Here is a 26,313-nt window from a genome sequence, read left to right on the forward strand (position 1 = left end):
GGCGTGTATGGCCCCGGCTTTTTCAAGAACAGCGATGTCCATGCGAGGACATGCTGCTACAGATTGTTCACGCCGTTAAGAGGCATTGCTGACAGCCTCTCTGAAAAACATGTCGTGAGCCATGAGCGAAAGGCAATACTGCGCGCGGTGTAAAGCAAAAAGGCCCGGATCACTCCGGGCCTTTCGTCCTCCCACCTTACGCTGCGATCAACCGCCTTCCGGCGCGAAGGCAAGCGTGCGGCGCGTGGTGACCGGGGCGCCGACCGGCTCGAACTTCCAACGCTTGACGGCGTTGAGCGCTTCGCGGTCGAACACGCGCGCCGGGGTGGCGCGCAGCACGCGGGCGGCGGTCACCGAACCGTCGGTGCCGACGGTGAGCTCGACCAGCACTTCGCCGGAGGTGCCCGAACGCAGCGCGTCGGCCGGGTAACGCGGGGCCGGGGTGCTGACCGGGCGCAGGCTGGGCGCCGCGGCGGCCTGGCGGGTGGCCGCGGCCTGCTGGGCGGCGGCCTGCTGCTGGCGCTGTTCGGCCTCGCGGCGGGCGGTGGCCTGACGCTCGGCATCCTGGCGGTCGGTGTCGCGGCGCGCGGCTTCCTGCTGCGCGGCGATCTGCCGCGCGGCCTCGGCTTCGGTGCTCTGCTGCTGCGCCAGGCGCTGCTGTTCAACCAGCTGCTTGGCGCGGGTCTCGGCGTCTTTCTTGACCTTGTCGGTCTCTTCCTGGGTGCGCTTGAGCGCGGTCTGCATGCTGCCGCTGATGCCTTGTTTCAGGCGCGGCAGTGCGGGGGCGGCCGGGTCGACCTTTTCGATCAGCGCAACCAGGCGCTGGGTTTCGGCGAAATCCTCGCGGCCCAGGTTCTGCTCGGCGGCGATCAGGGTATAGGGCAGCAGATCGGTCAGCGCGCTTTTGACCGAGGCGTCATCCGGGGTCTTGTCGCGCAGCGCCAGGTAGTACTCGATGGCGTTGTCGCCGGCCGGGGCGTACATGCGGTTCTCGCGCAGGGCCTTGCTGGCCAGCTCACGCAGTTCCTCGGTACCCAGCGACTGGACCTTGGCCGAGACCGCCGGTGCGGCCGGCGCAGCAGTGGGGGTGGCGGGTGCCGCAGGCGCGGCCGGTGCGGTGTCGTCCTTGCCCGAGCAGGCGGACAGGGCGACCAGCAGGATCATCGGCGCGAACAGGCGCGCCGGGCCATGAGTCTTGACGTGCGACATCCAACTCCCCTTTGAAGACGACGATACGTAGGGCCTGATGCGGTCAGACCGACCGAAGGCCATGGACGTTTCCCGACGTCCATGGCGGACCCGCAGGTGTGCAATCTAGCATCACCCCGCCCGGACCGGGGGCCAGGCGGTCAGGGCAGGGGGCATCCTCACCGATGCCGCCGCTGCCGGGCAAGTGTCAGTGCGACAGCGCCTTGCTCGGCGTGCCGTTCATCAGCTTGTCGGTGTAGGCGATGCCGATCGCCGAGAGGATGAAGGCGCAGTGGATGATGGTCTGCCACATCACCCCGGTCGAGGTCATGGCCGAGCACTTGAAGGCCGCTGCAGCGCCCGGGCCGATGCTGCTGATCGCCGTCTGCACCGCCAGGATGTACTCCGGGCTGTTGCACGACGGCAGCCCATCCAGATTGCCCGCCGCAATGAACGTCTTCAGCAGGTGGATCGAGGAGATACCGATGATCGACAGCGCCAGCTTCACCTTCAGCACGCTCGCGTTGACGTGGCTCAGCCATTCCGGCTGGTCCGGATGGTTCTCCAGGCGCAGGCGCGACACGAAGGTCTCATAGCCGCCCACGATCACCATCACCAGCAGGTTGGAGATCATCACCACGTCGATCAGGCCCAGCACCAGCAGCATGATCTCCTGCTCGCCCATGGTGTTGGCCTTGTGCAGCAGGTGCCACAACTCCTTGCCGAACAGGAACACATAAACGCATTGGGCCAGGATCAGGCCCAGGTACAGCGGCAGCTGCAGCCAGCGCGAGGCGAAGATCAGGGAGGACAGGGGACTGATGGGAGTCTGGGTCGAGCTCATGCTGGGATGCTGCGTTGCGGGGACGGCGCAGCGTAACGGTCCGGCTTGACCCTGCCAAGCCGAATGACGGACTAGACTCGGTATTCCCAATCCGCGAGCCGTCGCCATGATCGACCTGTACTACTGGCCCACCCCGAATGGGCACAAAGTCACGCTGATGCTGGAGGAGACCGGCCTGCCATACCGGATCCAGCCGGTGAACATCGGCGCCGGGGACCAGTTCACGCCCGACTTCCTGGCGATCTCGCCCAACAACAAGATGCCAGCGCTGGTCGACCACCAGCCCACCGACGGCGGCGCCCCGCAGAGCGTGTTCGAGTCCGGCGCGATCCTGCTTTACCTGGCCGAGAAGACCGGCCGCTTCCTGCCCGCCGACAGCCGCGGCCGGGTGGCGGTGCTGGAATGGCTGTTCTGGCAGATGGCCGGGCTTGGCCCGATGAGCGGCCAGATGGGCCATTTCAACGTCTACGCGCCCGAAAAGATTCCCTATGCGATCGAGCGCTACGACAACGAAGTGCGCCGCCTGCACGGCGTGATGGACAAGCGCCTGGCGCAGACCGCCTATCTCGGCGGTGAGGCGTACAGCATCGCCGACATGGCCAGCTACCCCTGGATCGGGGCCTACGACAAGCTACCGGTCGATTTCAGCGCCTTCCCGAACCTCAAGCGCTGGCATGACGCGATCGCTGCGCGCCCGGCCACCCAGCGGGCCTACGCCCTGCGCGAGAAGGTGAACCCGCAGGCCGGCAAGCCACTCAGCGAAGAAGAGCGCAGACACCTGTTCGGCCAGCGCTGAACGGATGCTCACCTGCCCGGTAGTGCCGGCCGCTGGCCGGCTCCACGCAGCGGCGCGCGCGGCCGGACGTCCGCCAGCCTCGGCACGATCAAGACGGTTTTGGTTAGGATGAGGCGTTCCCCGTGCCGCGCCAGCGGCCGGGGACTGCCCAGACGCTGCCGGAATCCTTCATGCGCCACCTGTTTGCTTCGCTCGCCCTGATGCTCGCCTCGACCTCGATCGCCCACGCTGAAAAACTGACCCTGGATGCCATCACCGGCCCGCTGCCGTTGTCCGGCCCGACCCTGATGAAGCCCAAGGTGGCCCCGGATGGCTCGCAGGTCAGCTTCCTGCGCGGCAAGGATGCGGACCGCAACCAGCTGGACCTGTGGGCGTATGACATCGCCAGTGGGCAGACCCATCTGCTGGTCGATTCCAAGGTGGTGCTGCCGGGCGAAGAGACCCTGAGCGATGCCGAGAAGGCCCGCCGCGAGCGCCAGCGCATCGCCGCGATGACCGGCATTGTCGATTACCAGTGGTCGCCGGATGCACGCACCCTGCTGTTCCCGCTCGGCGGCGAGCTGTACCTGTACGACCTGAGCAAGCAGGGCAAGGCCGCGGTGCGCCAGCTCACCCACGGCGAAGGCTTCGCCACCGATGCCAAGCTCTCGCCGGAGGGCGGCTTCGTCAGCTTCGTGCGCGCTCGCAACCTGTGGGTCATCGACCTGGCCAGCGGCCAGCAGATCCAGCTCACCGGCGATGGCAGCGACACCATCGGCAACGGCGTGGCCGAGTTCGTGGCCGATGAGGAAATGGACCGCCACACCGGCTACTGGTGGGCGCCGGACGACTCGGCGATCGCCTTCGCCCGCATCGATGAATCCCCGGTGCCGGTGCAGAAACGCTACGAGATGTATGCCGACCGCACCGAGATGATCGAGCAGCGCTACCCGGCCGCCGGCGACCACAACGTCACCGTCAAACTGGCGGTGATCGCGCCGCGCCGGAACGCCGCGCCGCGCTGGATCGACCTGGGCCGCAACCCCGACATCTATCTGGCCCGCGTCGATTGGCGCGGCCCGAAACATCTGACCTTCCAGCGCCAGTCGCGCGACCAGAAGACGCTCGAACTGGTCCAGACCGAGCTGGCCAGCGGCCAGCAGCGCACGCTGGTGACCGAGACCTCGCCGACCTGGGTGCCGCTGCACAACAGCCTGCGCTTCCTCAAGCAGGGCGGTTTTGTGTGGTCGTCCGAGCGCAGTGGCTTCGAGCACCTGTACCGCATCTCCGACGACGGCAAGACCGTCACCGCGCTGACCGCCGGCACCTGGCCGGTGGACGAACTGCTCGCCGTGGACGAAGACGCCGGCAAGGTCTACTTCCGCGCCGGCATGGACAGCCCGCGCGAAAGCCAGCTGTACGCCGTGTCGCTGCAGGGTGGCACGCCGCAGCGCCTGTCCCAGGCACCGGGCATGCACACCGCCAGCTTCGCGCGCAACGCCAGTGTCTACGTGGACAGCTGGTCCAACACCACCACGCCGCCGCAGATCGCACTGCACCGTGCCAACGGCGAGAAGATCGCGACCCTGGTCGAGAACAATCTTGACGACCCGGCGCATCCGTACGCGCGCTATCTCGATGCGCAGCGCCCGGTCGAGTTCGGGACCCTGACCGCCGCCGATGGCAGGACCGAACTGCACTACAGCCTGATCAAGCCGGCCGGTTTCGATCCGGCCAAGCGCTACCCGGTGGTGGTGTACGTCTACGGCGGCCCGGCCTCGCAGACGGTCACCAACAGCTGGCCCGGTCGTGGCGATCATCTGTTCAACCAGTACCTGGCCCAGCAGGGCTACGTGGTGTTCTCGCTGGACAACCGCGGCACCCCGCGTCGCGGCCGCGATTTCGGTGGCGCGCTGTATGGCGTGCAGGGCACGGTGGAAGTGGCCGACCAGCTGCGCGGCGTGGCCTGGCTGAAGCAGCAGGCCTGGGTCGACCCGGCGCGCATCGGCGTGCAGGGCTGGTCCAACGGCGGTTACATGACCCTGATGCTGCTGGCCAAGGCGTCCGACAGCTACGCCTGCGGCGTGGCCGGTGCACCGGTGACCGACTGGGGCCTGTATGACACCCACTACACCGAGCGCTACATGAACCTGCCGGGCAACAACCCGAAGGGCTACGAAGAAGCGCGCGTGCTGGCGCACATCGACGGCCTGCGCTCGCGCCTGCTGCTGATCCACGGCATGGCCGATGACAACGTGCTGTTCACCAATTCCACGGTGTTGATGAGCGCCCTGCAGAAGCGCGGCCAGCCGTTCGAACTGATGACCTACCCCGGCGCCAAGCACGGCCTGTCGGGCAGCAATGCGCTGCACCGCTACCGCCTGGCCGAAGATTTCCTGGGGCGCTGCCTGGCGCCCTGATGCCGCGTTTCCGCCACCGGCCTGACAAGGAGTTTGCCGATGACATTGCCGCCCGCGCTTCCTGGTTCGACCGTACCCACCGGCTGGTGGCGTCGCCACTGGCGCTGGGCGATGCCGCTGGCGGTGGTGGTCGGTATGGCGGCGGCAGCGGGCGCGGTAGGGTTTGCGCTGTCCCAGTGGGCGTACTGGAGCAAGTCCAGCACGCCCTACCAGGAGGCCATGCGCCGCGCGCGCTGCAACATCGAACTGGTGGCGGCCCTGGGTGAGCCGCTGCGCGATGGCTACCTGCCCGCCGGCTCGATGCATTCCAACGGGCAGAGCCAGTTCGTGATCGCGGTGTCCGGCCCGCAGGGCAACGGCCGCATCTTCCTCAATGCCAAGCGCGCCGGCGAGCACTGGGACTACCCGATGCTGTACGTGGTGACCGACGGCAAGGAGGCGATCGATCTGGCCGCCCTGGACGACCTCGAAGCCGCGGACAGTTGCGCGCTCGAAGAGTGCCGGGCGAAGGGGGACTGCCCGCCGGCACCGGAGGCCTTGCAGATCTGAGTGGCGCATGACCTCCGGCCAATTGCCCCGGACCCGCCAAGTGCGTAGGGTCGCAGGCATCCTGCCCTGGAGTTCCTGCATGAAGCCGCTTGTCCTCGCTGTCGCGCTTGCGCTGTCCGTTCCCGCCGCGCTGTCGGCTCCCCCGGCCTTGGCCGCGCCGGCAGCCGCCAAGCCCGCCGCTTCGCCGGCCTGGGTGACCCGCAGCAATCAGCTCGCGCAGATCCTGCTGGATGCGCAGGGCCCGTTCCAGCCGGAAGAAACCGGCTTCTTCGGCGTGCCGGGCTACGACGACAAGGTGGCCGACTTCGGCCCGGACAACGGCGCCCGCTACCGCGCGGCGATGGCCAAGGCGCGCAGTGAGCTGCAGGCCAAGCTCGCCACCGAGCGCGATCCCAACGTCCGCCAGGACCTGGCGATCATGATCGCCGCCGCCGACCAGAACATCGAAGGCAGCGAACTCAACGAGAAGTACCTGCTGCCGTGGAGCGATACCCCGCAGACCGTGTTCAGCGGCCTCAACCTGCTGCTGTCCGACCAGGTGCCCGCCGAACGCCGCGCCAAGGCGCTGGATCGCCTGAAGGGCTACGCCGGGCTTGCCCCGGGTACGCAGCCGGTCACCACGCTGTCGCGCCAGCGCTATGAAGAGCGCCTGGCCGACAAGAGCCTGCTGCAGCCGACGAAGATCGAAGTCGAGCAGTCGCTGGCCAATGTGGATACCTACATCAGCGGCATCGAGCAGCTGTTCGGCAAGTACAAGGTGGCCGGTGCCGAGCAGGCGCTGCAGACCATCGCCAGCCAGCTGCGCGAGTACCGCGACTGGACCCGCCGTGACGTGCTGCCCAAGGCCCGCACCGACGCGCGCCTGCCCGAGCCGCTGTATGCCTACCAGCTCAAGCGCGTGGGCATCGACATCGCCCCGGCGCTGCTGATGCAGCGGGCCCAGCTGGAATTCATGGAGACCCGCTCGGCGATGCGCCAGCTGGCACCGCTGGTGGTGCAGGCCAAGGGCCTGAAAGTCACCGACCCCACCGATCCGGTCGCGGTGGTGCGTGCGCTCAAGGGCGACAAGATTGCCGATGACCAGCTGGAGCACCACTACCGTGGCGTGATCGATGCGATCGACCCGATCATCCGCCGCGAGAAGATCGTCGACGTGCCGCAGCGCCCGATGCAGATGCGCCTGGGCTCGGCCGCCGAAAGCGCCGCCTCGCCGGCCCCGCACTTCCTGCCGGCGCCGCTGGTCGGCAACACCGGCCAGCAGGGCACCTTCGTGCTGCCGCTGGGCAACCCGGCGGCCGGCGACAAGGCCGCGCAGTACGACGATTTCAACTTCGGCTCAGCCGCCTGGACGCTGAGCGCGCATGAAGGCCGCCCGGGCCACGAGCTGCAGTTCACCGCGATGGTCGAGCGCGGCATCTCGCTGGCGCGCACCATGTTCGCCTTCAACTCGGTCAACGTGGAAGGCTGGGCGTTGTATGCCGAAGCGGAGATGGTGCCGTACGAGCCGCTGGACGGGCAGCTGATCGCGCTGCAGTTCCGCCTGCTGCGTGCCGCGCGCGCGATGCTGGACCCGATGCTCAACCTGGGCCAGATCGACCGTGCCAACGCCGAGCGCGTGCTGATCGACGAAGTCGGCCTGTCCAAGGCGATGGCCACCCAGGAACTGGACCGCTACATGGTGCGCATGCCCGGCCAGGCCGGCAGCTACTTCTACGGTTACACCCGCATCCTTGAGCTGCGCATGCAGACCGAGCTGGCGCTGGGCGATCGCTTCGACCGGCTGGCGCTCAACAACTTCCTGCTGGACCAGGGCCTGCTGCCGCCGGACCAGCTGGCCAAGGCAGTGAACGAGGTGTTCGTGCCGAAGTACAAAGGCGCGGCCAAGCGCTGACACGGTTCCGGTAGGCGCGGGGCGTTTTCCGCTAGGCACCGACCGTTGGTCGGTGCGCCGGCCCAGCCGCCACGACCCACGGTCGTGGCCTACCGCGGCGCCGGTTAGCGCTGCGGCGTGATCGTCTGCGTGGGCAGGCGCGGCGCCGGCGGCGGGTTGGGAACCCAGATGGCCACGCCGGCCGCGCGCTTCTGCGTGGTCGGAATGCCGATGCCGACGCCACCGCCCACGTGCGAGCCATAGCTGCCCGCACCGACGGACATGCCCACCGGCGAACCGCTGGAGCCGACGCCCATCAGGATCACGCCATTGGCACCGAGGGCGGCCGCTTCACGCTTGAGCCGCATCACGGCCGCATCGGTCTGGCCCTGCGTGCCGAAGCCGACCGCACTGGCCGACTCGAGCTGGGCGATTTCCTGTGAGCCGGCCGGCGGCGTGGAGTAGATCTGGACCGTGGCCGGATCGACCGGCGCACGTGCCTGGCCGAGCATGACCTTGGAGGTGCTGGCACAGCCAGCGCTGAGCAGCGCCAGGCCCAGCAATGCGGCGCATCGGATGTTCATGGCGTTACCCCTGTGTGTGATGGCTGGGATGATCGGCGCTGGCGACTGAATCGGTGCCAACCCCTGCCAGTGCACCCTAGCACCGCCGCGGTGAGGCCCCCGCCAACGGCGTCTCGCTGCCGCTTGCGCCTGCGCCCGGAACCGCTATGGTGGGCCACGCATTCACCTCAAGGAGCCGGGCATGGGATTGATCAGTCTGTTGTGGGGCATCGTGGCGCTGCTCTGGATGATTGTGGCCCTGATCCCACTGCTGGGCTGGGGCAACTGGTTCCTGATCCCGTTCGCCGCCGTGGGCGCGGTCATCGCCGCCATCGGCATCCTGTTCACCCACGCCAGCAAGCGCGGCCGGGCCTGGACCGGGCTGGTGCTCAACGGCATCGTGGTAGTGGTCGGCATCGTCCGGCTCGGGCTGGGCGGCGGTATCATCTGAGCCGTGCGGGTGCGACCGACCGTCGCAGCTCACGGCCGCCCGGCACCATCGGCGTAGAATGGCCGGCTGCCGCATCCGGCTCCGCCGGCGGTCCACGCCCGTCCGGGCGCTCTCCCTGCACCGATGATCATTCGTCCTCGTCCCCACGGTTGGCAACTGCTCTACATCCTGCGCGGCTCCATCGTTCCGGCGGTGGCCCCGAAAGTCGTGGCGATCCTGCTGCTGTCCATTGCCGTCGCCGCCCTGGCCGAGCTGTGGCACCCGCCGGGCATCGAGCGCGTCTCGGTAGCGCCGTTCACGCTGCTGGGCCTGGTGCTGTCGATCTTCCTCAGCTTCCGCAACAACGCCTGTTTCGAGCGTTGGTGGGAAGGCCGCAAGCTGTGGGGCCAGCTGATCTATGAATCGCGCAGCCTGGCGCGGCTGTGCCAGGCCGTGCTGGTCGACGATGCGGCGCTGCGTGACCGCGTGTGCCGGCTGTGCATCGGCTTCGCGCATGCCCTGGCCGCCCGCCTGCGCGGCCGCGACGTGGCGTTGGCGGCGCTGCCGTGGGTGGCCGAGGCCGACTGCGTGCGTTTCGGCCAGCGCCGCAATGCACCGGATCAACTGCTGGCGATGATCGCCTCCGATCTGGCCCAGGCGCTGCGCGCCGGTCAGCTCGATCCCTACCTGTACACCCAGTTCGAAACACGCCTGCATGCGCTCTCCAGCATCCAGGCCGGTTGCGAGCGCATCCTGACCACGCCGCTGCCGTTCGCCTACACGCTGCTGCTGCACCGCTGCGCGTGGCTGTTCTGCGTGCTGCTGCCGTTCGGCCTGGCCAGTTCGCTGGGCTGGGCCACGCCGGTGGTCTCGGCCGTGTTGGCGTATGCGTTCTTCGGCCTGGACCAGCTTGGCGAGGAGATGGAAGAGCCGTTCGGGCTGGAATCCAACGACCTGCCGCTGGATGCGATGGTGCGCACCATCGAAATCGATCTGCTCGACAGCCTGGGCGTCCAGCCGCTGCCCGAGCCCCTGCAACCGCGGCAGTACCTGCTGCAGTAATTCCTGCCTTCCGTTCCGGAGCACCTCATGGCACACCCCGACTATCGCCCCCGCCGCATGCGTCACGACGAGTTCTCGCGCCGCCTCATGCGCGAAAACACCCTGACCACCGACGACCTGATCTATCCGGTGTTCGTGCACGAGCTGGCCGGCCGCGCGCCGATCGCCTCGATGCCGGGCGTGGAACGGCTCTCGATCGACGAGCTGCTCAAAGTGGCCGAAGAGGCGCTGGAACTGGGCATCCCGGTGATCGACCTGTTCCCGGTGATCGATCCGGCCGGCAAGAGTCTGGACGCGGCGGCGGCATGGGACGGGAACGGGCTGGCGCAGCGCGCCGTGCGTGCACTCAAGTCGCGCTTCCCCGAGCTGGGCGTGATGACCGATGTCGCGCTGGATCCGTACACCACGCACGGCCAGGACGGCATCATCGATGAGGCCGGCTACGTGCTCAACGACATCACGGTCGAGGCGCTGGTCAAGCAGTCGCTCTCGCATGCCGAAGCGGGCGTGGACATCATTTCGCCGTCGGACATGATGGACGGCCGCATCGGCGCGATCCGCCGTGCGCTGGATGCCGCGGGCCACGTCAACGTGCGCATCATGGCCTACTCGGCCAAGTACGCCTCGGCGTTCTACGGTCCGTTCCGCGATGCGGTGGGCAGCTCGGCCGGCCTCGGCAAGGCGGACAAGAAGACCTACCAGATGGACCCGGCCAACGGCGATGAAGCCATGCGCGAGATCGCGCTGGACCTGGAAGAAGGTGCGGACATGGTCATGGTCAAGCCGGGCATGCCCTACCTGGACCTGGTGCGCCGGGTGAAGCAGCAGTTCGGCGTGCCGACCTTCGCGTATCAGGTCAGTGGCGAGTACGCGATGATGAAGGCGGCCTTCGCCAATGGCTGGCTGGATGAACGAGCCTGTGTGATGGAATTGCTGATCGGCTTCAAGCGTGCCGGCGCCGATGGCGTGCTGACCTATTTCGCCCCGCAGGTGGCGCGTTGGCTGCGCGAGCGCTGACAATACGCGCCCACCCCGATACAGGACGACGATGATGCAGACGATGGGATGGCTACAGTGGGTGACCTGGACGGCCGGCGTGCTGGCCTTCGCAGCGGTCATCGGGCTGGTGATCCGTGGCGTGCGCCGCGCCGCGCGGCAGGCGCCAGAGCAGCCCTCCGCCGCTGCCCGCATCGCCCGTGAGGCGCAGCTGTCGCCGGCATTGCAGGCGCAGCTGGCGGCCTTGAACCAGCGCAAGGACCACGGCGAGATCAGCGAAGCGCAGTACGAGCAGTTGCGCGCGGAGCTGCTGCAGGGCCATTGACGCTGGGCGGCGCCGCCTCCACGGGTAGAGCCACGCCACGCGTGGCTGCCTTGCGGCCCCGCAGCGTCAACCGCAGCCCATATCCCGCGGCGCTGCCGGCGCCTTGATCCGGTACAGATCCAGCCCGCCGGCACGCGGTGCGCGTGCCATGCCAGCCAGCACCATCTCCGTGGGCTTGGACGCGTCCACCACCGGCGCGCCGGTCTGGCCGTCGGCGGTGTTGAACGACAACGTCAATGGCACCGCCGCCTGGCGGTGATCGCAGCTCGCCAGCAACACCTGCGAGCGCCCGTCGCTCGCCCGGGTGAACGCCAGTGCACCCTCGTTATCCAGCCAGGCCGCCCCGAGTTCGTCGGCGGCCGTGTTGAGCGGGGCGGGCAGGGCCTGCGCGGTGCCGAATCCCTCGCCCTGCACGGGCGCCAGGTACAGATCGAAGCCGCCCTGGGTGTGTTTGCCGTTGCGCGAGAACAGCAGCATGCGGCCGTCCGGGCGCAGCGCGGGGGCCCGTTCGTCCGCGCGCGTGTTGAGCGCCCCCGGCAGGGTCTGCGCGGGCCCGACGCTGCCATCGGCGGCCACCGGGGCGCGGTACAGGTCGAATCCACCCTGGCCGCCGCTGCGGTTGGAGGCGAAGTACAGCCAGCGCCCATCGTGGCTGAAGTAGGGGTCGCGCTCGTCGCGGGCGCTGTTGAGCGCGAGCGGGGCAGGGTCCTGCCAGCGGCCGTCGCGCAGCACCGCCTGCCAGAGGTCCCAGCCGCCCTGGCCACCGGCGCGGTCGCTGGCCCACACGATGCGCTGGCCGTCCGGCGCGATCGTGGCCTGGGCTTCGTTGGCCTTGGTCGAGACCACGCCCATGCCCTCGATGCCGAATTCGGAAAGCGCCATCGCGGCGGGCGTGCAGAGTAAACTGGCGCTCAGCGCGAGCAGAGACAATGGAATGCGCATCATCGCGTCCGTTGGGGTTTGCGTTCCATTCTAGGCCCGGAGCAGGACAACCCATGACCGACCGTTACGCCGTATTCGGCCAGCCCATCGCGCATTCGCAGTCGCCGCACATCCACGCCACGTTCGGCCGGCAGGAAGGCCTGGCGCTGGACTACCGTGCGATCGAAGCGTCGCCGGCCGAGTTCCTGGCAGCGCTGGAGGCCTTCGCCGCCGAGGGCGGCGTGGGCGCCAACATCACCGCGCCGCACAAGGAAGCCGCCTTCGCACTGTGCACCACGCTGACCTCGCGCGCGCGCCGCGCCGGTGCGGTCAACACGCTGCTGCGCAAGGGCGACCGCTGGCATGGCGACACCACCGATGGCATCGGCCTGGTCCGTGACCTTACCGACCGCCACGGCCTGGACCTGCGTGGCCGCCGCACCCTGCTGATCGGCGCCGGCGGCTCGGCCCGCAGCGTGGCCCCGGCGCTGCTGGATGCCGGCATCCTGGAGCTGGTGGTGGTCAACCGCACTCCGGAGCGCGCCGACGCGCTGATCGATGCGATGGGCGAGCCGGGCCGCGCGATCACCCGCTACTGGGAAGACATCCGCGAGCTGGGCGATTTCGAGTTGATCGTCAACGCCACCTCGGCCGGCCGCGACCGCACCGCGGAATTCAAGCTGCCGCTCTCGCTCGTCAACAGCATGACCACCGCCGTGGACCTCAACTACGGCGAGGCCGCGATCGCCTTCACCGCGTGGGCGCGCTCGGCCGGCTGCCGCAACATCGTCGATGGCCTGGGCATGCTGGTCGAACAGGCCGCCGAGAGCTTCCTGCAGTGGCACGCGGTGCGCCCGCAGACCGATGCGGTCTACACCGAGCTGCGGAACCGGCTGGCGCCGCTGGCCGGCGAGGACTGAGCCGGTGGACATGGACCTGCTGGTCTCGATGCTGACCATGGTGGGCGTGCGCCTGCCGGTGCTGATCGCGCTGGCGGTCGCGGTGGTCTGGGTGGTGGACACCCCGCGCGGGGCGATCCGCAGCGTTGCCCTGGGCGCGCTGGTCCTGCTGGCGCTGACCACGCTGGCCGGCCTGGTGCTCAACCTGGTGCCGATGTGGATGGTGCAGCAGGGCAACTACGAAAACCTGCAGCTGATGTCCAAGCTGTTGGGCGCTGGCCACTTCGCGCTCAACCTGTTCGAGGCGCTCGCGCTGGTCCTGCTGGTCTGGGCGATGACCCGCGCGCTGCGCAGCCGCGCCGTTCCGCCCGCTGCGCCGCTGCCGCCGCGCTGAGCGGATGCAGCAGGCTGTCGCGGTCCACAGTGTTGGCGTGGGTCGCGTCACGGAGATGAACCGGCGCGGAAAATGGCGCCGGTCACGACCGCCGGGTCGTGAGAAAATGGGGACCGTGATCCAGTCAGGCAGTCCTCCGGCGTGACCGAAAAAGTTGAAGCCCCCCGCGCCCTGAACGACGAACTCAAGGCCGGCATCCGCGACGCCTACGCCAAGCTGCAGGCCAATACGCCCGGCTTCAGTACCCGGCGCTCGCAGAGCCAGATGATCGGCGTGGTGTCGCGTGCGCTCTCGCACAGCGGCGGCGTGGGCGTGGTTGAAGCCCCGACCGGCGTCGGCAAGTCGCTGGGCTACCTGACCGCCGGCGTGCCGATCGCGCTGGCGACCAAAAAGAAGCTGGTGATCAGCACCGGCACCGTGGCGCTGCAGTCGCAGCTGGTCGAGCGCGACATCCCCAATTTCCTCAAGGCCACCGGTATCGAAGCGACGGTGGCGCTGGCCAAGGGCCGCACCCGCTACCTGTGCACCCGCAATGCCGCCGAAGCGCATGGCGATGGCGCGCAGGAAGGCATGTTCGAAGACGAGCAGCCGCTGTTCGATCGCCCGTTGGCGCCGATCGAGATGGACCTGGCGCAGTCGCTGAGCAAGGCCTTCCTCGAAGGCCGCTGGAACGGCGACCTGGACAACGCGCCGGAAACGATCAGCAACACCCTGCGCTCGCGCATCACCACGCCAGCCTCCGGTTGTGCCGGGCGCAAGTGCGCGTACTCGGCGCAGTGCGCGGTGCTGCGCTCGCGCAATACCGTGCGCGAGGCGCAGATCGTGGTGACCAATCACGCGCTGCTGCTGTCGGCGCTGTCGATCGGTGAGAGCGACAACGGCCAGCCGCTGATCGCCCCACCGTCGGACATGCTGCTGGTGCTCGACGAAGGCCACCATATCGGCAATGTCGCCATCGACCAGGGTGCGGCCAGCCTCGCGCTGGACGAGATGGCCAAGCGCACCGGCCGCCTGCAGATCCTGATCGCCGCCGCCTACCGCGCGGTGGACAAGGACAAGCTGGGCAACCTGCTGCCCAACGAGGCGATCGAGGTCGCCGCCAAGGTCAGCAAGCAGCTCAAGGCCTTCCGCGATGTGATCGACCGCAGCTGGCGGCCGGACCCGTCCGCACAGGAGCCGATGTGGCGCGCCCCGAATGGCCGCCTGCCGGAGATCTGGATGCCGGACATCGAGGCCATCGCCGACGACACCCGCGCACTGTTCAACTGGGCGCATGCCGCGTTGACGCAGGTCGCCAAGGGCAAGCCCGAGGATGCCGCGCGCGAACGCCTGCAGCGCAACCTCGGCATGGCGCTGGAGATGATCGAGCAGCAGCACAACCTGTGGACCGGCTGGCGCCGCGAAGACAAGGACGGCCAGCCGCCGACCGCGCGCTGGATCACCCTCTCGCGCGATGGCGACCTGGTCCTGCACGGCTCGCCGGTGTCGGCCGCCAACGTGCTGCGCAAGCTGCTCTGGGATGAAGTGGATTCGGTGGTGATGACCTCGGCCACGCTCACCGGCGGCGGCGACTTCCAGGCCTTGGCGATCGACAACGGCATTCCGGCCGAGGCCGAGATGGTCTCGCTGGCCTCGCCGTTCGATCTGCCCAACCAGGCCCAGCTGATCGTGCCGGCGTTTCCGGTCACCCCGGATGACAAGGAAGGCCACCCGAAGGAAATCGCCAAGTACCTGGTCAAGGAGCTGGACTGGGGCAAGGGCAGCATCGTGCTGTTCACCTCGCGCTGGAAGATGGAAAAGGTGGCCGAGCTGATGCCGGCCGCGCAGCGCAAACAGGTGCTGGTGCAGGGCGAGACCGCCAAGCAGAAGATGATCGACGAGCACCTGCGGCGTACCTCGGCCGGTGAGGGTTCGGTGTTGTTCGGGCTGAATTCCTTCGGCGAAGGCCTGGATCTGCCCGGCGAAGCCTGCACCACCGTGGTGATCACCCAGGTGCCGTTCGCGGTCCCGACCGACCCGCAGACCTCCACGCTGAGCGAGTGGTTCGAAAGCCGCGGCCTGAACGCCTTCAACCTGATCGCGATCCCGCACGCCCTGCGCACGCTGACCCAGTTCTCCGGCCGGTTGATCCGCACCTCCACCGATACCGGTCGCGTGATCATCCTCGACTCGCGGCTGCTGACCCGCCGCTACGGCAAACGCATCATCGATTCACTGCCGCCGTTCAAGCGGGTGATCGGGTAGGGGGCATCAGACAGCCACGGGGTCGTGGCGTTCACAAGGGTAGAGCCACGCCATGCGTGGCTGCTCTCCGGTCAGAACGCGCCGCCGCTTCAAACTGCGCGCATCCACGTATGGCGTGAACCTACTCCTCCAGCTTCGCCAGATCCCGTACCGCGCCCTTGTCGGCACTCGTCGCCAGCAACGCATAGGCTTTCAACGCGCCGGTGACCTTGCGCGGGCGCGCCTCGCGCGGTTTCCAGCCCAGTGCATCCTGTTCGGCACGGCGTGCCGCCAGCGTGGCGTCATCCAGCAGCAGATCGATGCGCCGCGCCGGGATGTCGATGCGGATGCGGTCGCCGTTGCGCACCAGGCCGATGGTGCCGCCCGAGGCGGCTTCCGGTGAGGCATGGCCGATCGACAGCCCGGAGGTGCCGCCGGAGAAACGACCGTCGGTGAGCAGGGCGCATTGCTTGCCCAGCCCCTTGGATTTCAGATAGCTGGTCGGGTACAGCATCTCCTGCATGCCCGGGCCGCCGCGCGGGCCTTCGTAGCGGATCACGACCACGTCACCGGCGACGACGTCATCGGCGAGGATGCCCTGCACGGCGGCGTCCTGGCTCTCGAACACCCGCGCGTTGCCTTCGAACACATGGATGGATTCATCCACGCCAGCGGTCTTCACCACGCAGCCATCCACGGCCAGGTTGCCACGCAGCACGGCCAGCCCACCTTCTGCGGAGTACGCATGGGCGACATCGCGGATGCAGCCTTCGGCGCGGTCCACGTCCAGCGTCGGCCAGCGCGTGGCCTGGCTGAACGCGATCTGGGTCGGGATGCCTGCCGGCCCGGCGCGGAAGAAATCGTGCACTTTCTCATCGGTGCTCACCGCGACATCCCAACGTGCGATCGCCTCGGCCAGGGTGCGGCTGTGCACGGTCGGCACGTCGGTGTGCAGCAGGCCGCCACGCGCAAGCTCACCGAGGATGCCGAACACGCCGCCGGCGCGATGCACGTCCTCCATGTGGTACTTCGGCGTGTTCGGGGCGACCTTGCACAGCTGCGGCACACGGCGCGAGAGCGCGTCGATGGCATGCAGGTCGAAGTCCACTTCCGCCTCCTGCGCCGCCGCCAGCAGGTGCAGGATGGTGTTGGTCGAGCCGCCCATCGCGATATCCAGCGTCATCGCGTTCTCGAACGCCTGGCGGGTGGCGATGCCGCGGGGCAGCGCACCGATCTCTTCGCCGCCATACCAGCGGTGGCACAGCTCCACGATCAGGCGGCCGGCACGGCGGAACAGCTGCTCGCGGTCGGCGTGCGTGGCCAGGGTGGAGCCGTTGCCCGGCAGCGACAGGCCCAGTGCCTCGGTCAGGCAGTTCATCGAGTTGGCGGTGAACATGCCCGAGCACGAGCCGCAGGTGGGGCAGGCGCTGCGCTCGTATTCGGCGACCTTCTCATCGCTGGCGCTTTCATCGGCGGCGATCACCATGGCATCGACCAGGTCCAGCTTGTGCTCGGACAGGCGCGTCTTGCCCGCTTCCATCGGCCCGCCGGAAACGAACACCACCGGGATGTTCAGGCGCAGCGCAGCCATCAGCATGCCGGGGGTGATCTTGTCGCAGTTGGAGATGCACACCAGCGCATCGGCGCAGTGTGCGTTGGCCATGTACTCCACCGAGTCGGCGATGATCTCGCGGCTGGGCAGCGAATACAGCATGCCGTCGTGGCCCATGGCGATGCCGTCATCCACCGCGATGGTGTTGAATTCCTTCGCCACGCCGCCGACCTGCTCGATCTCGCGCGCCACGAGCTGGCCCAGGTCCTTGAGGTGCACGTGGCCGGGCACGAACTGGGTGAACGAGTTGGCGACGGCGATGATCGGCTTGTGGAAGTCGCCATCGGTCATCCCGGTGGCGCGCCACAGGGCGCGTGCGCCAGCCATGTTGCGGCCGGCGGTGGAGGTGCGGGAGCGGTATTCAGGCATGGTGGCTGGCAGGATCTGGCGGGCCGTGGGGGCGCGTTTCGCCTCGATTCTGCCGAAAAATTCCGGTTGCGTTTGCAACCACCTTCGCTGCTGCCGCGCGATCGAATCCTGAAACGCTGTTCATGTTTTCGACTTTGCCGGTTTTGGTTGTTCGCGCCGATCAGGCATGATTGGGGAGATAACCGCACTAGGGGGCATGACGCCATGAAACGTTCCAGGACCACTGCGCTGCTGCTGATGAGCGCTGCGCCGCTGCTGTTCACCGCCTGCCAGAAGAACGAGGCCGTGCAGGTGCAGGAAGGGCTCTATACCTCGGTGCAGGCCTGTACCGAAGCCACCGGCGATCCGTCCAGCTGCCGCAATGCCTTTGCCGAAGCGCAGAAGCAGTCGGCCGATGCCGCCCCCAAGTACGCCACGCGCGAGGCCTGTGAGGCCGAGTACAACGCCGAGCAGTGCGTGGAACAGAAGACCTCCACCGGCCACTCGTTCATCGGCCCGATGATGATGGGCTTCTTCATGTCGCAGATGCTCAGCAACCGGGGCGGCGCGGGCCTGGCCCAGCAGCCGGCGGCGGCGCCGGCCTACCAGGACAAGGCCAAGGGCTGGGCCCGTCCGGGCCCGTCCACCGGTGGGATGAACACCGCCAGCGGCATCGGCGCCGGCAAGGCCGGCCTGGCCCCGGTGACCGCCACCCCGAACCGGGCGGTCACTGCCAGCCGCGGTGGCTTCGGCAACTCCAGCAGCAACCGCAGCAGCGTCGGCGGCTGATCGATGCAGCGCGTGCGTATCGCCGAGCGCAGCCAGTGGCGCGCCCGGGCCGAAGAGTCGGGGTTCCGTTTCCACACCATCGATGGCCTGCCGTACTGGGATGAAACCGCGTATTACGCCTTCACCCTGCGTCAGATCGAGCAGGACATCGAAGATCCCAGCGCCGAGCTGCATGCCATGGCGATGGACCTGGTGGACGAGGTGGTGGGCAGCCAGCAGCTGATGGACCAGCTGGCGATCCCGCCGCAGTTCCGCGACTGGATCGCCGACAGCTGGCGCCGCCGCGAGCCGCACCTGTATGGGCGGCTGGATTTCGCCTACGACGGCAGCGGCCCGGCCAAGCTCTACGAGCTCAATTACGACACGCCCACCTCGCTGTTCGAAGCCTCGTTCTTCCAGTGGCAATGGCTGGAGGACCAGCGCAACCAGAACCGGTTGCCGCCGCACGCCGACCAGTTCAACGCGATCCATGAAGCCCTGGTCGAACGGTTCGGTGAACTGGCCGCGCAGCTGCCGCCGCCGCTGTATTTCAGCGCGGTGGGTGCGTCCGAGGAAGACCAGGGCACGGTCGCCTATCTGCGCGACTGTGCTGCCCAGGCCGGCCTGCGCGGCGAAGCGATCGCGATCGAAGATATCGGCCTGTCCGAAGACGGGCGCTTCACCGCGCTCGACGACACAGTGATCGGCAGCCTGTTCAAGCTGTACCCGCTGGAAGACCTGATGACCGAGTCGTTCGGCCAGGCGCTGCCCGCCTCGGGCGTGCAGTTGCTGGAACCGGCCTGGAAGGCGATCCTCAGCAACAAGGGCGTGCTGCCGCTGCTGTGGCAGCGCCACCGCGGCCACCCGAACCTGCTCGCCGCCGAGTTCGACGATGGCAGCGAGCTGCCACGCGGCTGGGTGCGCAAGCCGCTGTTCTCGCGCGAGGGCGCCAACGTGGCCATGCACCTGGCCGATGGCAGCTGGCAGGAAAGCGAAGGCCCGTATACCGGCCCGGCAATCCGCCAGGCCGCGCATCCGCTCACCGCATTCGATGGCGGGTATCCGCTGATCGGCAGCTGGGTGGTGGGCGACCAGGCCTGTGGCATGGGCATCCGCGAAGACAACAGCCGGATCACCCGCGACAGCGCCCGCTTCGTTCCGCACGCGATCATCGACGAAGCGCCGACGCGTATCTATCTGTAAGGGTTACAGCAAGCCGTCGCGCTTGACCGCCAGGTAACGCTCCACCAGCGCGCCGGGCAGAGCCTCGGCGGTGACATCGAGCACCATCACCCGATGGCTGCGCAGCGCATCATGCGCATCGCTGCGCTGCTGCAGGTAACGGGCGATCGCGCCGGCCTGGGTGGCGTCGTGCAGGGTCTCCACCGGCTGGGCCAGCGCATCATCCAGCTCGCGCTCGCGCAGGCTGGCCACGCATACCAGATGCTGGCGCTGCAGCAGGCGTACCGCCGCGAGCAGGTCCTCGATGTCCTCATCGCGCACGTTGGTGACCAGCATCACCAGCGACCGCCGGCGCTGGCGCAGCGAGAGCTCGGTGGCGGCGGCGAGATAGTCGGTGGCGACCGGCTGCGCCTGCAGGTCGTAGCTGGCGCGCAGCAGGGTATCGATCGTGCCCATGCCGCGCTTCGGCGCGACCCAACGGCTCTCGCCCCCGGCCGCGAACAGGCCCACACCGTCGCCCTGGCGCAGCGCCAGGTAGGACACCACCAGCGCCGCATTGAGCACATGGTCGAAGTGCGACAGGCCGCCTTCGCTGGCCATCATGCGCCGGCCGGTGTCGATCATCAGCACCAGCTGCTGGTTCTTCTCGTCCTGGTACTCGCGCGACACCAGCTTGCGCGCACGCGCGGTGGCCTTCCAGTCGATCTGGCGCAGGCTGTCGCCGACGCGGTACTCGCGCATCTGGTGGAAGTCGGTGCCTTCGCCGCGGCGGCGCTTGAGGTGCGCACCGACCAGGCGCGAGGCCTGTTCGGCACTGAACAGCGCAAAGCGGGTGAGCGGCGCGAAGTTGGGGTACACGCGCACCGTCATCGCCGGCGGCAGCTGCCGCCGCTGGTGCCACAGCCGCCAGGCGCTGTGCACGCGCAGATGCACGCCCTCGAACACAAAGCGGCCACGTGTGGTCGGGGTCAACCGGTACGCCACGCTGCTGGTCACCATCGGCTTGAGGGCCAGCCTGCGCGGCAGCCCCTGCAGGCTCCACCCACCGGGAACCAGATCAAACACCTCCACACGCTGGTGGCGGCTCGACTCCAGACGCAGCGTGGCCTCACGCTCGACGTTCAACGCCAGCGACTCGGGCAGTTCGCGATGCACGCTGGGCGAGGGCTGGGCACGCAGGCGCAGCAGGTCCACCAGCGCAATCAGCGCCACGCCGCCGCCGATCGCCCACCAGACTGCGTGCGGCCAGGCACCGAGTACCACCGGCACGCCGAGCAGGCCCCAGCCGGCCAGCAGCGCCAGCAGCAGTAGGCCCGGCCTCATGCCGGTCGCTCGCGATGGAGGACGCGCCCCCTCATTTGCGCGGTGCGTCCACCTTGGCCAGCAGCGCGGTCAAGGCATCGTCGGCGCTTTGTCCTTCGATCTGCAGTTCCGGTGCCAAGGCGATGCGGTGGCGCAGCGCCGGTCTGGCGATGTCGCGCACGTCGTCGGGGGTGACGAAATCACGGCCGGACAGCACCGCCTGCGCACGCGCCGCACGCACCAGCGCGATGCTGCCGCGCGGGCCGGCACCGAGCGCGATGCCCGGCCACTGCCGCGTGGCGGCGACGATCCGGACCGCGTAGTCGATCACTTCCGGATCGACCGTGATCGCCGCGGTGGCCTGCTGCAGCGCGACCACCTCGGCCCCGCTCAGCACGCGCGGCACCTGCGAGAGATCGAAGTCGGCCGCGCTGCGGCCGGTGGTGATCGCATCGACCATGCGTTTCTCGTCTTCCAGCGCCGGGTAGTCGATCAGCACCTTGAGCAGGAAGCGGTCCAGCTGCGCTTCCGGCAGCGGGTAGGTGCCTTCCTGCTCGACCGGGTTCTGGGTGGCGAGGGTCAAGAACGGCGGGGTCAGCGCGAACGCCTTGCCTTCGATGGTGACCTGGCCTTCCTGCATCACTTCCAGCAGGGCCGACTGGGTCTTGGCCGGCGCACGGTTGATTTCATCGGCGAGCAGCAGGTTGGTGAACACCGGGCCGCGGCGGATCTTGAAGCTCTCCGTCTTCGGGTCGTACACCGCGTGGCCGCTGACATCGCTGGGCATCAGGTCCGGGGTGAACTGCACGCGGCCGTAGTCCAGCTCCAGGGCCTGGGCGAGGGCGCGCACCAGCAGGGTCTTGCCCAGCCCGGGGACGCCTTCGATCAGCACATGGCCGCCGGCCAGCAGCGCGATCAGGATCTGGTCGAGTACCTCAGGCTGGCCGATGAAGGCACGGCCCACGGCCTCGCGCACGGCATCGACGCGCTCGGACAACGGCGACGGTGAAGGCGTCACGGCAGGAGGGGACAGCGGCGGCGGAAGCGTCGGCTCGGTCATAGCAGGTTTCTCATCTGGATCAGCAGGCGGATGCGGTCGCGCAGGCCGGCGACGTCGTGGGAAGCGGGTGGGGTCAACGCGGTCTGCACGCGCTCGCGCGACCACTGCAGCAAGGTGGCGACGGCCTGCACCCGGGCCTCGCCGGTCAGCGCGGCCGCACTCGGCGAACGCCGCCGCAGGCGGGCCAGGAACGCGCGCCGGACCGCGTCATACAGCAGCGGCGCTTTGCCGAAGCGCAGCAGGTGTTCGCCGCTGGCGCGGATGTGTTCGAGCAGGGAACGGCGTTCGGCCGGCGGCGAAGGCAGTTCGCTGCCCAGGCGCTGCGCGCGCTGCCAGAGCCAGCCGAGCAGGGCCAGCAGCAACGGCGCCCACACCGGCCAGCCGTGGTAGAACACGCGGTTCCACAACGACGGCGGGCGCGAGGCGTAGACCAGCCACATCGTGCCCTTGCCGTAGTTGGGTGCGAGCACGTAGCGGGTCAGGTCGCGATGGGCCTTGTCGTGCAGGCCGTCGATGGCGGGGTTGGCAGCGTTCTGCGCAACGGTCGGATTGGGCCGGCCCTTGCCGTCCATGAAGGCCATGTCCGCCAGCACATCGATGCGGCCCTGGCCGTGGCGCAGGCGGGCGAACACCAGATCGCCCGTGTCGCCCCACTGGCGCTCGACCGCCATGCCCCTGGGCGGTTGGACCGCGAAGCGGCGCCCGTTGCAGAACTCGACGTGCTGCGGATCATCGCGCACGTGGAACGGCTGGCAGTAGTTTCCGTAGTCCTCGCTGTCCACGCCGAGCGCGTCCAGCAGCGGACCATTGCGCGCGGCCTCCTTGCCCACCGGTGGCGTGCGCACGATCAGATGGCCGCCACGCGCCACCCAGGCCATCAGCGCCGTGGCGGCAGGCGCGGGCACTTCCGCGCTGTCCTGCAGCAGCACCAGCGTGTCGCCCGGCTGCAACGGCATCCGGGCCAGGTCCAGGCGCGGCTGCGACTGCACGGTAAGCCCGTCCGCGCGCAGTGCCTGACCGAGCACATACAACGGGTTGTAGCTGGCTTCACCCTGCGGCGGCAGGTGCTCGAGCTGGGTCACCCGCTCGTGCGTGCGCAGGAACAGGATCGCCAGCGGCACCCCGATCACCAGCAGCACGAGGCCGACCAGCAGCCAGCGCAGACGGGTGCTCATGCGCGCCACCCGAACTGGCGCTGCAGGGTAGTGGCCAGCGCTTCGAAATCATCATCGGCCGGCAGCCGGCCGGCATACGCAGCGTACTGCCAGACCCGCACGATGCGTTCGAACAGGCGGCGATCGGCCTCGACCGGCATCCGTCGCGAGGCTCGCAGGCACTGCGCTTCGGTGGCGCCCGGCGGCAGGCTGATCTGCGCGCGCTCGCTCATGGACTCCACGCTGGCGCGATACAGCAGCGCCAGCGCCTGCCGTGGGCGGCCCTCCTGCCACAGTGCACGCGCACGCGCGGCGGGATCGGGTGGCGCCACGTCCGGTACCCGGATGGGCTCTTCCACGACCGCCACAGCCTTGGCCCGGCGGCGCTGGCCGGAGCCACGCAGCCACGGCAGCCAGCGCGGCGCGGTGATCAGCAGCAGCACCACCAGGACGCCGACCACGGCCCACAGCGCCCACTCGGCGATCTGGGCCGGCAGCAATGGGCCCTTGTTGCCACGTTGCCGGGATCCGTTGGCGGCGGCCTCGCGTTTTGCCTTCTCGGCCTCGGCCGCCTCGCTATCCGTGCGCTTCCACTCAGTGACCTCGCGGGTCGGGCTCTGCAGCGGGTCTTCATACGCGCGCTGCACCGCCTGACGGAAGCCGGCGGTGTCCACCGCCTCGTTGCCGAAGACGCCGACCGCAGTGTTGTCCGGGTCATTGTCGAACGTCCGGGTGGGAGCGTCCGGCGCCTCGTCTTCGGCGTCTTCATCCTCAGGCGCATCGGACCCCGCGTCGGCCGCGGGCGCCAGACCGTCCTCCAGCGCCGGCGCGGCAGCCGGTGCAGCCACCGCCCCCTTGCTGTTGGACGACGGCGGTGTCTGCTGGGCGTGCAGCGCCGCGCCCGGCCAGATCAGCACCAGGGCCAGCACCAGCAGCGGCGCGGCCTGCTGCAGCCGGGCGTGCAGGCGGCGGAAGGCGATCTCCAGATCCCACGCTTCCATCTGCGTGCGCCGGTCCAGGTACAGGCCGAAGCCGGCGCCGACGTAGAACGGACCGATCAACGTCGCAGCGGCCCAGAACAGCAGGTTCACGCCCAGCTGCATCCACGCCGGCATGTCCTGCTTGGCCAGCTCCCACGCCGCGCGCCAGGACTCGGACAACAGGTCCACCGGGATGAACAGGAACACCGCCGCGATGCCGCCGACCACCAGCACGAGCTCGAAGACCATGCACACCAGCGTCAGCAGCAGCGCGTGGCCGACCGCGCCGCCGGCGATCGCACGCCGACGCTGGCGGCGATGCGCAGCGTCCGTGCCCTCGAGCAGATTCACCGGCAGCAGCACCGGGCGCAGCGGGCTCAGGCGCCGCCAGCCGAGGTAGCCCCAGAAGCCCTGCCAGCCCCACGTGCGCTGCGCGCGCAGTGTCTGCGTGGTCGTCGAGGCATCGCCGAACACCCCACGCGAGATCACGTACAACGCGATGCGTTCGAACAACGGCTTGAGCCACCACATTGCCAACCAGGCCCAGCCGAAGCTGTCCGTCCACCAGGCCAGCGCGTTGAGCAGCACGAACACCGGCAGCGACACGCTCACCCACGGCGCCCAGATCGCCGCCGCGTGCCGTCGCACCAGGGCCATCCCCAGCTCCATGGCCTCCCAGCCCGAGCGCGCGCGCAGCACGATGTTGAGCCGATCAATCTGCATCGGCCGCTCCGCGCCCGCCGCGCCACAACCACACGAACACCGCGGTCCACAGCACCGCGGCCACGCTGTATTTGCCCCACGCCGGGATCGCGGCGATCGAGGACCAGAACGCTTCGATGAAGGCGGCCACCAGCAGCATCGCGGCAACGCCCACGCACAGCTTGGCCCCGATCACACCGCCCTCGACCAGCGCATCGATGCGCCGGCGGCGACCGGGCGCAAGCAGTTTCATGCCCAGCTGCAGCCCAGCGCCGCCGGCGATCACGATCGCGGTCAGCTCGAATGCACCATGGCCGGCCACGAAGCGCCAGAACGGATCGCCGTGGCCGATATGCTGCAGATGCCCGGCCACCGACCCGATGCCGACGCCGTTGAACAGCATCACGAACACGGTACCGACGCCGGCGATCAGCCCGAAGGCGAACGTGCGCAGGCCGATGCTGATGTTGTTCATGATGTAGTAGCCGAACATCGTCCAGTTGGTGCCGCTGTCGCGGCCCAGGTTCGGCGAGGCCGGATCGTACATGCGCTCGAACTCGGCGATGCGCGCGTTGTCCAGCAGCAGGTGGATCAGCTCGGGGCGCCACAGGATCAGCGCGAAACTGCCCACCAGCGGCACCACGAACAACGCCGCAGCGACCCACATGCTGCGGGCCTGGCTGCGCACAAGCTGCGGGAAATCGGCGAACAGGAAGGCGAGCGCGCGCTGCCACTGCGGGCGCGGGGTGCGGTACAGCAGGGTATGGCCCTGCTGCATCAGCTGCTGCAGCCGCGCCACCAGCTGCGGGCTGTAACCGCGCCGGCGCGCCAGCGCGAGCTGCTGGCACAGGCGGCGGTAACGCTGCGGGAAGTCGCCATCGTCCAGGCCCTCGTGTGCTGGCTGCCGGCGCGCCTGCCGCGGGTGCTCACCGCGCTGGGCCAGCCAGTGCTCCAGCGCCTGCCATTCGGCCTGGTAGCGGGCGACGAACTGTTCCTGCCTCATCGCCGCCCCAACAGCCAGTTGGCCATCGCATACAGGCGCAGCACGCCGACCTGGCCGTGGCTGTCGGTGAGCGGCGAGGCGATGTCGGCCAGTTCCTGCTGGCGTGGTGCCGACAGCCGCGGCGCACGCTCGGCGAAAGCGACCACGGCGGCCTGTTCGGCCGGCTGCAGCGGTTGCGGTGGTACCAACACACTGCCGACCGGCACCGTGCCGCCCAGCGGCGCGGCGCCCTGATGGATCACCACGGTGCCGGCGACCAAATCGCCGAGGCGGCGGCCATGCGCATCGAACAGGCTCGACAGCAGCCCCAGCGCATAGCCGAACGGCAGCATGTCCACGGTGCGCAGCAGGTTGCGGGTGATCGCGCTCATCCAGCCGATCGGCCCACCATCGCGCGCGACCACGCGCAGGCCCATCGCGCGCTTGCCCAGGGTGCGGCCCCAGCACGCCTCCTGGACGATCGTGTAGGCCCACATCAGCAGGAACATCAGGCCGAGGTAGAGCCCTTGGCCGAACCCGCCAAGGAAGGCCAGGGGAATACTCAGCATCATCAGTGCGCCGACCCGGATCACGAAGTCGATCGCCCACGCCAGCGCACGCGGCAACGGACCAGCGACGGGCAGGTGCAGGGGCACGCCTTCGGGGGTGATGACCTCCCGGTAGGTATCCAGCATGGGCGCACTCATGGGCGGCGCGTCACGGTGGGCCGTAGGGAAGGCCACAGGGGATGCCGGATTCCTCTC

Annotated in this window: 24 protein-coding genes; 13 read left to right on the top strand and 11 right to left on the bottom strand. The window is 68.8% G+C overall.

Annotation, left to right across the window (positions count from 1 at the left end):
• Positions 1–207 precede the first annotated feature (207 nt).
• Together ORK51_RS00575 and ORK51_RS00580 are read right to left on the bottom strand one after the other, a co-directional pair.
• Complete coding sequence (locus tag ORK51_RS00575) at positions 208–1,209, bottom strand: energy transducer TonB (protein ID WP_019185449.1); 1,002 nt, start codon at positions 1,207–1,209, stop codon at positions 208–210.
• Between the two features lie 187 nt (positions 1,210–1,396).
• Positions 1,397–2,032: a TIGR00645 family protein gene (locus ORK51_RS00580; protein WP_019185448.1), complete on the bottom strand. Its 636-nt coding sequence runs from the start codon at positions 2,030–2,032 to the stop codon at positions 1,397–1,399.
• Between the two features lie 106 nt (positions 2,033–2,138).
• Here ORK51_RS00580 and ORK51_RS00585 point away from each other — a divergent pair, with 106 nt between their 5' ends.
• From ORK51_RS00585 to ORK51_RS00600, 4 genes are all read left to right on the top strand, one after another.
• Positions 2,139–2,828: a glutathione binding-like protein gene (locus tag ORK51_RS00585; RefSeq protein ID WP_070426177.1), complete on the top strand. Its 690-nt coding sequence runs from the start codon at positions 2,139–2,141 to the stop codon at positions 2,826–2,828.
• A gap of 170 nt (positions 2,829–2,998) precedes the next feature.
• Complete coding sequence (locus tag ORK51_RS00590; RefSeq protein WP_266083435.1) at positions 2,999–5,227, top strand: S9 family peptidase; 2,229 nt, start codon at positions 2,999–3,001, stop codon at positions 5,225–5,227.
• Positions 5,228–5,266: 39 nt separating this feature from the next.
• The gene (locus ORK51_RS00595; RefSeq protein ID WP_046273032.1) at positions 5,267–5,776 is read left to right on the top strand and encodes a cytochrome c oxidase assembly factor Coa1 family protein; all 510 of its coding nucleotides are present in this window, start codon (positions 5,267–5,269) and stop codon (positions 5,774–5,776) included.
• A 79-nt stretch (positions 5,777–5,855) separates the two neighbouring features.
• A complete protein-coding gene (locus ORK51_RS00600; protein WP_266083436.1) occupies positions 5,856–7,667 on the top strand; it encodes a DUF885 domain-containing protein in 1,812 nt (603 codons plus the stop codon).
• Positions 7,668–7,771: 104 nt separating this feature from the next.
• Here the strand turns inward: ORK51_RS00600 and ORK51_RS00605 are convergent, their stop codons facing one another.
• Positions 7,772–8,230 (bottom strand): hypothetical protein, encoded by a 459-nt coding sequence (locus ORK51_RS00605; protein ID WP_019185443.1) that lies wholly within the window; start codon positions 8,228–8,230, stop codon positions 7,772–7,774.
• 181 nt (positions 8,231–8,411) lie between these two features.
• On the opposite strand from ORK51_RS00605, the gene ORK51_RS00610 reads away from it, so the two are divergent.
• From ORK51_RS00610 to ORK51_RS00625, 4 genes are all read left to right on the top strand, one after another.
• Entirely contained in the window at positions 8,412–8,660 is a 249-nt protein-coding gene (locus ORK51_RS00610; RefSeq protein ID WP_019185442.1) for a hypothetical protein, read from the top strand.
• A 123-nt stretch (positions 8,661–8,783) separates the two neighbouring features.
• Positions 8,784–9,701, top strand: coding sequence for a bestrophin family protein (locus ORK51_RS00615; protein ID WP_266083437.1), 918 nt, complete (start codon positions 8,784–8,786; stop codon positions 9,699–9,701).
• Positions 9,702–9,728: 27 nt separating this feature from the next.
• Positions 9,729–10,718, top strand: coding sequence for a porphobilinogen synthase (gene hemB / locus ORK51_RS00620; RefSeq protein WP_266083438.1), 990 nt, complete (start codon positions 9,729–9,731; stop codon positions 10,716–10,718).
• A gap of 31 nt (positions 10,719–10,749) precedes the next feature.
• Positions 10,750–11,022, top strand: a complete 273-nt coding sequence (locus ORK51_RS00625) for an SHOCT domain-containing protein (RefSeq protein WP_019185439.1) — start codon at positions 10,750–10,752, stop codon at positions 11,020–11,022.
• A gap of 66 nt (positions 11,023–11,088) precedes the next feature.
• Here ORK51_RS00625 and ORK51_RS00630 read toward each other — a convergent pair whose 3' ends face one another.
• A complete protein-coding gene (locus tag ORK51_RS00630; RefSeq protein ID WP_266083439.1) occupies positions 11,089–11,964 on the bottom strand; it encodes a TolB-like translocation protein in 876 nt (291 codons plus the stop codon).
• A gap of 53 nt (positions 11,965–12,017) precedes the next feature.
• Between ORK51_RS00630 and aroE the strand changes: the two genes are divergently transcribed.
• The 3 genes from aroE (at position 12,018) to dinG (ending at position 15,480) form a co-directional block, all read left to right on the top strand.
• Positions 12,018–12,863: a shikimate dehydrogenase gene (gene aroE / locus ORK51_RS00635; protein WP_019185437.1), complete on the top strand. Its 846-nt coding sequence runs from the start codon at positions 12,018–12,020 to the stop codon at positions 12,861–12,863.
• A gap of 10 nt (positions 12,864–12,873) precedes the next feature.
• A complete protein-coding gene (locus ORK51_RS00640; protein WP_266083440.1) occupies positions 12,874–13,236 on the top strand; it encodes a hypothetical protein in 363 nt (120 codons plus the stop codon).
• A 141-nt stretch (positions 13,237–13,377) separates the two neighbouring features.
• Positions 13,378–15,480: an ATP-dependent DNA helicase DinG gene (gene dinG, locus ORK51_RS00645; protein WP_070426172.1), complete on the top strand. Its 2,103-nt coding sequence runs from the start codon at positions 13,378–13,380 to the stop codon at positions 15,478–15,480.
• A 121-nt stretch (positions 15,481–15,601) separates the two neighbouring features.
• Here the strand turns inward: dinG and ilvD are convergent, their stop codons facing one another.
• On the bottom strand, positions 15,602–17,440 hold the full coding sequence (gene ilvD, locus ORK51_RS00650) for a dihydroxy-acid dehydratase (protein WP_266083441.1): 1,839 nt from the start codon (positions 17,438–17,440) through the stop codon (positions 15,602–15,604).
• 204 nt (positions 17,441–17,644) lie between these two features.
• Between ilvD and ORK51_RS00655 the strand changes: the two genes are divergently transcribed.
• Both ORK51_RS00655 and ORK51_RS00660 read left to right on the top strand, forming a co-directional pair.
• Positions 17,645–18,208 carry a DUF1190 domain-containing protein gene (locus tag ORK51_RS00655; RefSeq protein ID WP_070426171.1) on the top strand — a complete coding sequence of 188 codons (564 nt, stop codon included), beginning with the start codon at positions 17,645–17,647 and terminating at the stop codon, positions 18,206–18,208.
• 3 nt (positions 18,209–18,211) lie between these two features.
• Positions 18,212–19,390, top strand: a complete 1,179-nt coding sequence (locus ORK51_RS00660; RefSeq protein ID WP_070472522.1) for a glutathionylspermidine synthase family protein — start codon at positions 18,212–18,214, stop codon at positions 19,388–19,390.
• Between the two features lie 3 nt (positions 19,391–19,393).
• Here ORK51_RS00660 and ORK51_RS00665 read toward each other — a convergent pair whose 3' ends face one another.
• Genes ORK51_RS00665 through ORK51_RS00690 form a run of 6 tightly spaced genes read right to left on the bottom strand, consistent with a single transcriptional unit; the run spans position 19,394 to position 26,256 of the window.
• Positions 19,394–20,692, bottom strand: a complete 1,299-nt coding sequence (locus ORK51_RS00665; RefSeq protein WP_070426170.1) for a DUF58 domain-containing protein — start codon at positions 20,690–20,692, stop codon at positions 19,394–19,396.
• Between the two features lie 31 nt (positions 20,693–20,723).
• Positions 20,724–21,731, bottom strand: a complete 1,008-nt coding sequence (locus ORK51_RS00670) for an AAA family ATPase (protein ID WP_026070135.1) — start codon at positions 21,729–21,731, stop codon at positions 20,724–20,726.
• Positions 21,728–22,906, bottom strand: a complete 1,179-nt coding sequence (locus ORK51_RS00675) for a DUF4350 domain-containing protein (RefSeq protein ID WP_266083442.1) — start codon at positions 22,904–22,906, stop codon at positions 21,728–21,730. Before ORK51_RS00675 ends, ORK51_RS00670 begins: the two co-directional genes overlap by 4 nt.
• A complete protein-coding gene (locus ORK51_RS00680; protein ID WP_266083443.1) occupies positions 22,903–24,588 on the bottom strand; it encodes a DUF4129 domain-containing protein in 1,686 nt (561 codons plus the stop codon). The genes ORK51_RS00675 and ORK51_RS00680 overlap by 4 nt, the downstream gene beginning before the upstream one ends.
• Positions 24,578–25,570, bottom strand: a complete 993-nt coding sequence (locus ORK51_RS00685; RefSeq protein ID WP_070426168.1) for a stage II sporulation protein M — start codon at positions 25,568–25,570, stop codon at positions 24,578–24,580. The genes ORK51_RS00680 and ORK51_RS00685 overlap by 11 nt, the downstream gene beginning before the upstream one ends.
• Complete coding sequence (locus ORK51_RS00690; protein WP_266083444.1) at positions 25,567–26,256, bottom strand: RDD family protein; 690 nt, start codon at positions 26,254–26,256, stop codon at positions 25,567–25,569. The genes ORK51_RS00685 and ORK51_RS00690 overlap by 4 nt, the downstream gene beginning before the upstream one ends.
• Between the last annotated feature and the right edge of the window lie 57 nt (positions 26,257–26,313).

The organism is Stenotrophomonas sp. RIT-551 (assembly GCF_026241915.1).
In the GTDB taxonomy this organism is placed as follows: domain Bacteria; phylum Pseudomonadota; class Gammaproteobacteria; order Xanthomonadales; family Xanthomonadaceae; genus Stenotrophomonas; species Stenotrophomonas bentonitica_A.

Coding starts and splice junctions, on each gene's coding strand:
- ORK51_RS00610 (WP_019185442.1), top strand. CDS start 8,412: ATGGGATTGATCAGTCTGTTGTGGGGCATCGTGGCGCTGCTCTGGATG.
- ORK51_RS00590 (WP_266083435.1), top strand. CDS start 2,999: ATGCGCCACCTGTTTGCTTCGCTCGCCCTGATGCTCGCCTCGACCTCG.
- aroE (WP_019185437.1), top strand. CDS start 12,018: ATGACCGACCGTTACGCCGTATTCGGCCAGCCCATCGCGCATTCGCAG.
- ORK51_RS00625 (WP_019185439.1), top strand. CDS start 10,750: ATGATGCAGACGATGGGATGGCTACAGTGGGTGACCTGGACGGCCGGC.
- ORK51_RS00630 (WP_266083439.1), bottom strand. CDS start 11,964: ATGCGCATTCCATTGTCTCTGCTCGCGCTGAGCGCCAGTTTACTCTGC.
- ORK51_RS00640 (WP_266083440.1), top strand. CDS start 12,874: ATGGACCTGCTGGTCTCGATGCTGACCATGGTGGGCGTGCGCCTGCCG.
- ORK51_RS00665 (WP_070426170.1), bottom strand. CDS start 20,692: ATGAGGCCGGGCCTACTGCTGCTGGCGCTGCTGGCCGGCTGGGGCCTG.
- ORK51_RS00670 (WP_026070135.1), bottom strand. CDS start 21,731: ATGACCGAGCCGACGCTTCCGCCGCCGCTGTCCCCTCCTGCCGTGACG.
- ORK51_RS00615 (WP_266083437.1), top strand. CDS start 8,784: ATGATCATTCGTCCTCGTCCCCACGGTTGGCAACTGCTCTACATCCTG.
- ORK51_RS00680 (WP_266083443.1), bottom strand. CDS start 24,588: ATGCAGATTGATCGGCTCAACATCGTGCTGCGCGCGCGCTCGGGCTGG.
- ORK51_RS00580 (WP_019185448.1), bottom strand. CDS start 2,032: ATGAGCTCGACCCAGACTCCCATCAGTCCCCTGTCCTCCCTGATCTTC.
- ORK51_RS00585 (WP_070426177.1), top strand. CDS start 2,139: ATGATCGACCTGTACTACTGGCCCACCCCGAATGGGCACAAAGTCACG.
- ORK51_RS00685 (WP_070426168.1), bottom strand. CDS start 25,570: ATGAGGCAGGAACAGTTCGTCGCCCGCTACCAGGCCGAATGGCAGGCG.
- ORK51_RS00690 (WP_266083444.1), bottom strand. CDS start 26,256: ATGAGTGCGCCCATGCTGGATACCTACCGGGAGGTCATCACCCCCGAA.
- ORK51_RS00575 (WP_019185449.1), bottom strand. CDS start 1,209: ATGTCGCACGTCAAGACTCATGGCCCGGCGCGCCTGTTCGCGCCGATG.
- ORK51_RS00660 (WP_070472522.1), top strand. CDS start 18,212: ATGCAGCGCGTGCGTATCGCCGAGCGCAGCCAGTGGCGCGCCCGGGCC.
- hemB (WP_266083438.1), top strand. CDS start 9,729: ATGGCACACCCCGACTATCGCCCCCGCCGCATGCGTCACGACGAGTTC.
- ORK51_RS00605 (WP_019185443.1), bottom strand. CDS start 8,230: ATGAACATCCGATGCGCCGCATTGCTGGGCCTGGCGCTGCTCAGCGCT.
- ORK51_RS00595 (WP_046273032.1), top strand. CDS start 5,267: ATGACATTGCCGCCCGCGCTTCCTGGTTCGACCGTACCCACCGGCTGG.
- ORK51_RS00655 (WP_070426171.1), top strand. CDS start 17,645: ATGAAACGTTCCAGGACCACTGCGCTGCTGCTGATGAGCGCTGCGCCG.
- ilvD (WP_266083441.1), bottom strand. CDS start 17,440: ATGCCTGAATACCGCTCCCGCACCTCCACCGCCGGCCGCAACATGGCT.
- ORK51_RS00675 (WP_266083442.1), bottom strand. CDS start 22,906: ATGAGCACCCGTCTGCGCTGGCTGCTGGTCGGCCTCGTGCTGCTGGTG.
- ORK51_RS00600 (WP_266083436.1), top strand. CDS start 5,856: ATGAAGCCGCTTGTCCTCGCTGTCGCGCTTGCGCTGTCCGTTCCCGCC.